Raw genomic sequence first — 1,561 nt, 5'->3', positions numbered from 1 at the left:
GGATCTTCGATCTTCGCTCGCCGTGCACCAGCACTATTTTTTCAGGCGCACGCTGCATTCCGTCAACAAATCCAAGCAAACCCGCTTGATCCTTATGCCCTGAGTATCCCGGTAGTGTCCTGACTTTCGCCCGCACCTCATACATCTGCCCATCCAGATCAACCTGCTCAACCCCCTGCGCCGCTTCACTGGCCTGTATAACCGCCCCAGGCGTGCCCTTACCCTGGTACCCCACAAACATCACCTCATGCCGTGCATCCCCCAGCATGGCCTTGAGGTAGTTGACGATACGCCCACCCGAACACATGCCGTTGCCGGCAATCACGATCGCTGGCCGCCCGGTACTCTTCAGGTAGTTGACCACCTGCTGGTGACGGGCATGGCTGTCCACGCTGATCAGCTGGCTGAAGCCAAGCGGGTCGCGCCCTTCGACGAGGCGCGCCCTGGCTTCGGCGCTCCAATATTCATGCAGCTCGCGGTACACGCCAGTGATGCGCTGGGCCAAGGGTGAATCAAGGATAATCGGCAATTGTGACCAATTGAGGGGATCCTCCTCAGAGCCATGGCCGGCTGAGCCCAGCAAGGCCTTACGGTGAAGAATGTCTTCGAGCTCGTACAGCAGCTCTTGGGTGCGGCCCAGGCTGAATGCAGGAATCAGGACAGTGCCCTGGTCGGCCAGCGCGCGGTCAATGGCAGCTTCCAGGCGCTGCCGTCGGTCACCTGCAGGTGGGTGCAGGCGGTCGCCGTAGGTGCTTTCGAGTACCAGCACGTCAGCCCGCTCCGGTGGCTGCACGGGCCGCAGCATGGGGTTGCTGCAAGCGCCCAGGTCACCGGAGAACACGTAACGGCTGTTGGCATGCTCCCGCTGGATATCACACTCGACATAAGCCGAGCCCAGCAGGTGCCCGGCACGCTGGAGGCGAATGCGGCAGGTCAGGCCGGGGCGTTCGAGCAGCATGTGCCAGCGCTCGAACGGCAGCGGCACGACAAGGCTGCGCACCAGGTCGAGATAACGCGCCACCAGCGCAGGCTTTCTGCTGATGCCCAGCCTGAAGGCATCTTCCAGCACCAGCGGCAATAAACGGGCGGAGGGCTCGCTGCACAGGATGGGGCCGCGGTAGCCAGCAGCCAGCAGTGCCGGGATCCGACCAACGTGATCAAGATGAACATGGGTGACGACCAGCGCCTGGATGCCTTGTACATCGAAACCAAGCGCCGCAGACTCGGCGCCTGGCGCGGCCTCGGCCCCCTGCTCCAGGCCGCAGTCGACCAGCAGGCTGCTGGACGGGGCAAGGTGCAGCTGGTGGCAAGATCCGGTGACGCCACGGGTACCGCCGTGATGGGAAAGGCTGGGGTATTGCATGCTGCACGCGTTCGCCTGAGCCGAAGAGGTGCCCTATTACCCCATGACGGCCGGCACATGCATAGGTGAGACTTTCCTATGTGTGCGTAGGAATTTTCGCTAGTTACCGCTCAACGCGGCCTGTCGGGCAGACGCCCTGATCTTGCGCTTGCTGCGCTGCACGCCGTAGGCACCTAGCAATGGCCCGACCGCCAGGCC

1 protein-coding gene and 1 pseudogene are annotated in these 1,561 nt (G+C 63.0%); both read right to left on the bottom strand.

The window, feature by feature from the left end; translation table 11 throughout:
- On the bottom strand, positions 1–1,363 hold a 1,363-nt coding region (locus tag HP547_RS28665), incomplete at its 3' end, for an MBL fold metallo-hydrolase RNA specificity domain-containing protein (RefSeq protein ID WP_172288867.1).
- Positions 1,364–1,462: 99 nt separating this feature from the next.
- Positions 1,463–1,561, bottom strand: a pseudogene (locus HP547_RS28660) (DUF1049 domain-containing protein); the annotation flags it as partial.

This window comes from Pseudomonas sp. CM27, from assembly GCF_013179515.1.
In the GTDB taxonomy this organism is placed as follows: Bacteria; Pseudomonadota; Gammaproteobacteria; order Pseudomonadales; family Pseudomonadaceae; genus Aquipseudomonas.
The sequence above is the reverse complement of the archived record's forward strand: the minus strand, read 5'-3'. Positions and strand labels throughout refer to the sequence as shown.